The following is a 5,311-nucleotide window of genomic DNA, read 5'->3' as shown; positions in this document are numbered from 1 at the left end:
ATAAAATCAGAAAATGATTTAACGGTATGAGGTGAAGAAAATGGCAATTATTATTAATATTGACGTGATGTTGGCAAAAAGGAAAATGAGTGTAACCGAGCTTTCGGAAAAGGTTGGGATTACGATGGCGAATCTTTCTATATTGAAAAACGGTAAGGCAAAAGCGATTCGTTTTGCAACTTTAGAAGCCATTTGTAAGTCCTTAGACTGTCAACCTGGAGATATTTTAGAGTACCAAAATGATGAAGACAACAAGTAGTTAGTTGAGATTGAGATCAATTTATGAAGGAGAGCTAATGGTGAATTTAATACTTCAAAAGGCTGAGTCACATTTTTTAAGAGCGGTCAAACAACTAGTTCGATTTGGTTGGGAGCAAGCTTTATCATGTATTTTTCCTGTTGTGATTTTTGCTTCTTTAGCTTTTACTAAAGTTGTGCCACTTCCATTACTACCACGATATGATTGGTTACTTTTGATTTGTATTTTGATGCAGTGGTTAATGGTGCGTACAGGGCTTGAAACATTGGATGAGTTAAAGGTCATCACACTGTTTCACTTAATTGGACTTGCGCTTGAACTTTTTAAGGTACATATGGGATCTTGGGCTTATCCGGGGGAAGGATACTCCAAACTATTTGGTGTGCCACTATATAGTGGATTTATGTACGCAAGTGTTGCCAGTTATTTATGTCAAGCGTGGAGAAGGTTGAATGTTGAACTAATTAACTGGCCACCATTTTTGGTAGTTGCTTCACTTGCAGCAGCCATTTATTTGAATTTCTTTACTCACCATTTTTGGATTGACGTTCGTTGGTGGTTATCAGGGCTTGTCATAATTGTTTTTTGGAAATCTTGGGTCACTTATGAAGTTCATGGAACCAGGTACCGTATGCCAATCGCACTATCTTTCGTGCTAATCGGATTTTTTATATGGATAGCCGAAAATATTGCAACGTTTTTTGGTGCTTGGCAATATCCTAATCAGTCGGTAGCTTGGAGTTTAGTTCATCTAGGTAAAGTAAGTTCATGGCTTTTATTAGTAATTGTAAGCTTTTTGATTGTAGCAACGTTAAAGCGGGTTAAAGGAAAGAACACTAAAAAAGCAAAAATGTAGAAGTATTTATGTTTGGCATCAAAAAAATAACCTGTATCTTAGATTAACTAGTAATCTGATACAGGTTTATTTAATAATTTGTATCGTTTGTATATTTCTAAACCTAATATACTTCCTACTTACCGATAAGATTCATAAACCCTTTGTATATTAGGAAAAGGGAGAAAATTAAAATAGCTAAAATACCAATTAAATCTGTTAATGGCTCTACACTTGATAAGAATGTGCCTGCTAAAGGCATTTTGATTAAAGCAAAACCAGCAATAATACTAGCTAACATTAAAAAAATTCTTTCCATTCATTCATCCCTCCATTCAATATATTTTATGTGCAATTAAAATGTAAGTGCTTTCAAATACAAACTTTTATAAAAAATGTGCGTTTGTCACGGTAAATTAGAGATCGTTTTCATATGAATGCAGTTAGTGAAATTAAGAGAAGTGTGGCGTTTAGTGTACAATTTATACTTTTAATAGAATTGATTCTCTAGTACTTTTTGCATAGATGGAAGTTAACACTATTTCTTTTCTATCAATTAACCACTTTTTAATCTTATCGCCATTTCACTTATTATTCTATTTCATCTATTAATAGAGATTAATAATAATAGGAGTGAAGAATAATTGAGTTCAAGGCATAAACATGATATATCAATCCAAACGTGGAATCTTTATTTGGGAGCAGATCTCACGCCGTTAATAGGAGCAACACTGGCACAAATTCCCCAGCGTGTAACAGAAGTCTTTCAGCAATTTCAGCAACTGACATTACGACTCGCGTAAAGGCAATTGCTCGAGGAATCGCAAAAGAAAAACCTGATTTTATTGGTTTACAAGAGGCTGAATTATTACAGCTAATGATCCCTACATTTGGGATTGTTACTTTCGATTTTATTGAATTATTGATAGGTGAATTAGAAAAACTCGGATTAAAATACAAAATTGGAGCTAAGAACGATAATCTATCGGTGGAACTACCTGATAGTAATGGAAATTTAGTTCAATATTTAGATAGGGATGCCATATTGATTCGGAAGGATTCTAAATGGAAGATTATTAGTAAACATGAAGAAAACTTTCAAACAAATTTAACTTTACCTGTAGGAGGACAAGCTATAACAGTGCTTCGCGGATGGTCTTCTTTAGAAGTAAAGAAAGGGGAAAAAGTTTTCAAACTAATCAATACACATTTGGAACCAAATGATGAAGCTGTTCGCAATGCTCAAGCAACCGAAATCCTACAAGGACCGGCAAATACACAGTTACCAGTTATTATTTCTGGAGATATGAATGCTGTTCCTAATAGCACGACATACAATCTATTTGTTAATGCGGGCTTAAATGATAGATGGAATTTCTTTGGAATAGGACAAGGGTTTACTGGACATCAGGCACCAAACTTATTAAATTCAGTATCTTTGTTGAACGAAAGAGTGGATTATATCTACTATAAAAACGGCTGGAATCCACTAACGGCTCATCTAATCGGAAATTCTCAGAGTGACAGAACAAAAACTGGACTTTGGCCTTCGGATCATGCAGGGTTATTTTCAAGATTAAGCTTGAAATACAATCATGATGATAATTAAATAACTACTGAATGAGAAATGACCGCAAATTTACACAAGGCGGTCATTTATTTATTCAACTTTATTGCTGAATCTATGAAGGGCATTTCATTAAAGAAATTGAATACTATGTAAAATAGTGAATTTTTAAGGAGGTTTTAATGAAAAGAGTTAGTCTGTTCAAGCTATCGTTTATCATATTGCCTTTACTACTTGTCGCTTGTCGTTTCATCCCTTCAGAAAGTCAATCAATTATAGATTGGGTAGACTTTGTAAGATGGAACGGGGTTGAGTACGATGGAATACAATCAGGAATTTTAGCTAATGAAGAATTTATTGATGAAAAAGTAGGGGAAGTAAAATTCAGGGTAGCAGATCATGTTACAAATCCCAGTTATAAAATAAAAGACGGAGATGCAGCATTCCATGAGAAAGGAACGGACATTTATTCAATCAAGGGTAATCCTGAATTAATTGCCTTAAAAGACAAAACTGCAATAAATGGGTATAGAATCTATTTTGCAAAAGGGACAACTGATTATAAGTGGTATTTTAAAGATGTACCAATCGAAAAAGTAGATCTGATTGAAATCTACCAATCTTATTCACCTAGCGCGAAAAAGATATCTGAGATTAAAGACAAAGAAAAAATAGTTGACTTTCTAGATATCTTAAAGAATAGTAAGGAAGATTCAAATTTTCAACCAAACAATGATCATACAAATTCTACTCACTATGAAATTGTATTGTATACAGATGAACCAATCGCTTATAAGTATACGATTGAATTTGACGGAGCTACCTACTACTGGTATCCGTGGGATACTTCAATTTTGTCAAATGAGATTGGAAAATTTATACCAAATTAATGTTTTAAATACATATGCACCTATATTAAATACAAAAATTAACTCGCTAATTATTTTTAGCGAGTTTTTGCTTTACATAATAATCCCAATACATAGGACAAAACTCAAATCAATTATGTACAATCCACCGAAATCTAGTCATCGAAAAACAACTAGTAAAATATGTGAAAGATAGATGAAACTAGAAAAATTTTTATATTAAACTACTTTTGGAAATGGTAAAATATGGTTATATCATATTGGAAAACGGATCTTTTTTACGGAGGGGCCATAATTGAGAAAGCCATATATATTTTTGATATGCGTAGTAATCCTATCTTTATGCTTAGGTGGATTTTATTTTGAAAAAATGAAGTTTACCAAAGCAAAAAATGAAATATGGATTGGTTATAACCAGACAAAGTTCGGGAATAATGTAACCAAATTTAAACCGGGAAATGTAGAAAAACAGGAAAAATTAAATCAATTAGAAGAGATCTATTTATTTAGTAAAAAAATTGAAAAGCCAATTGTTGATTTAGCTAAATATGATGTTCAGTTATCATTCAGAAGTCCAATAGATAAAACAGTTGAATATAGTTCATTACTTTGGTTCACAAAAAGTGGTGCCATCATAAAAATTAATGGATTTAACGGATTTCGAAGCGTTGGTATTGAGAATGCCAAATCAATAAAAAATATAATAAATTACATAGAGTTGTAATGATTAAATAATGTTTTAGTAAATGAGTTGTCATGGCAACTTATTTTTTTGATGTTATAAGGAAGAATTGGTTGGATATTTAGTAGTAGCAGAAATGATATAACATTGTAGTAGTTTAAAAAGTACTGTTATATTGATTTTGTGTGCTATTTTAGTATTTCTTGATAAAAATTTTGGATAAAAGGAAACAATGTAGGAATGTGAAGAAAGGGAGTGTAAAACGGTGGATTTGGAAACGGTTATGCAGGAGCTAGAAGCACTAGGTAAGGAGCGGACAAAAAAGACATACATAAGTAACGGGGCACATGAGCCACTATTTGGAGTGGCAACAGGCGCAATGAAGCCGATTGCTAAGAAAATTAAAATGGATCAACAATTAGCGAATCAATTATATGTAACAGGTAATTACGATGCGATGTATTTTGCGGGGATTATTGCAGAGCCTTTGAAAATGACTGAAGAAGACTTTGAAAGTTGGATTGATGGAGCATATTTCTATATGCTTTCAGACTATGTAGTTGCAGTTACTTTAGCTGAAGCCGATATTGCGCAAGAGGTAGCCGATAAATGGATTGCAAGCGGAGATGAACTTAAAATGTCAGCTGGTTGGAGCTGTTATTGTTGGCTTTTAGGGAATCGCTCGGATACTGAATTTGACGCGATCAAGATTTCAGACCTTCTTGAACAGGTGAAAGATACAATCCATGAATCTCCTGAACGAACAAAATCTGCAATGAATAATTTTGTTTACACAGTAGCCATTTCATATGTACCTCAACATGAAAAAGCTGTTGAAACTGCAAAAGCAATTGGTCCAGTCGAAATGAAAAAGGACAAGAAAAAAAGCACCATTTTACTTTGCTCTGAGAAAATTCAAAAAGATTTAGATAAAGGGCTATTAGGATTTAAACGAAAACATGTAAGGTGTTAATGAATTTTTATTAGGCAAATTAAAGCAGATAGATCCCTCTTTTTAAAATTTAAAATAGATATTCCTCGTTTTTAATTGTAATAATAAAAATGAGGAGAGCAATCTTTTCTCTCCTTGGCTAAATAC

7 protein-coding genes are annotated in these 5,311 nt (G+C 33.0%); 6 read left to right on the top strand and 1 reads right to left on the bottom strand.

What is annotated here, in order from left to right:
* Window positions 1-40 precede the first annotated feature (40 nt).
* Together CN514_RS14800 and CN514_RS14795 are read left to right on the top strand one after the other, a co-directional pair.
* On the top strand, window positions 41-259 hold the full coding sequence (locus tag CN514_RS14800; protein ID WP_098233252.1) for a helix-turn-helix domain-containing protein: 219 nt from the start codon (window positions 41-43) through the stop codon (window positions 257-259).
* A gap of 49 nt (window positions 260-308) precedes the next feature.
* Entirely contained in the window at window positions 309-1,115 is an 807-nt protein-coding gene (locus CN514_RS14795; protein ID WP_286141698.1) for a DUF817 domain-containing protein, read from the top strand.
* 115 nt (window positions 1,116-1,230) lie between these two features.
* Here CN514_RS14795 and CN514_RS14790 read toward each other — a convergent pair whose 3' ends face one another.
* Window positions 1,231-1,413, bottom strand: coding sequence for a hypothetical protein (locus CN514_RS14790; protein WP_069034392.1), 183 nt, complete (start codon window positions 1,411-1,413; stop codon window positions 1,231-1,233).
* A gap of 363 nt (window positions 1,414-1,776) precedes the next feature.
* On the opposite strand from CN514_RS14790, the gene CN514_RS14785 reads away from it, so the two are divergent.
* The 4 genes from CN514_RS14785 to CN514_RS14770 all read left to right on the top strand — a co-directional run bounded on the left by CN514_RS14785 (window position 1,777) and on the right by CN514_RS14770 (window position 5,185).
* Complete coding sequence (locus CN514_RS14785) at window positions 1,777-2,703, top strand: endonuclease/exonuclease/phosphatase family protein (protein WP_286141697.1); 927 nt, start codon at window positions 1,777-1,779, stop codon at window positions 2,701-2,703.
* Window positions 2,704-2,843: 140 nt separating this feature from the next.
* Complete coding sequence (locus tag CN514_RS14780) at window positions 2,844-3,551, top strand: hypothetical protein (protein ID WP_098233250.1); 708 nt, start codon at window positions 2,844-2,846, stop codon at window positions 3,549-3,551.
* Between the two features lie 274 nt (window positions 3,552-3,825).
* On the top strand, window positions 3,826-4,254 hold the full coding sequence (locus CN514_RS14775; RefSeq protein WP_098233249.1) for a hypothetical protein: 429 nt from the start codon (window positions 3,826-3,828) through the stop codon (window positions 4,252-4,254).
* A gap of 223 nt (window positions 4,255-4,477) precedes the next feature.
* On the top strand, window positions 4,478-5,185 hold the full coding sequence (locus CN514_RS14770) for a DNA alkylation repair protein (RefSeq protein WP_098233248.1): 708 nt from the start codon (window positions 4,478-4,480) through the stop codon (window positions 5,183-5,185).
* The last annotated feature ends 126 nt before the right edge of the window (window positions 5,186-5,311 follow it).

The organism is Bacillus sp. AFS001701, assembly GCF_002559405.1.
Taxonomy (GTDB): Bacteria; Bacillota; Bacilli; order Bacillales; family Bacillaceae_G; genus Gottfriedia.
This window is presented reverse-complemented; position numbering and strand designations above follow the sequence as displayed.

Excerpts from the sequence above, each read along its gene's own strand:
- CN514_RS14800 (WP_098233252.1), top strand. The coding sequence starts at position 41 with ATGGCAATTATTATTAATATTGACGTGATGTTGGCAAAAAGGAAAATG.
- CN514_RS14790 (WP_069034392.1), bottom strand. The coding sequence starts at position 1,413 with ATGGAAAGAATTTTTTTAATGTTAGCTAGTATTATTGCTGGTTTTGCT.
- CN514_RS14780 (WP_098233250.1), top strand. The coding sequence starts at position 2,844 with ATGAAAAGAGTTAGTCTGTTCAAGCTATCGTTTATCATATTGCCTTTA.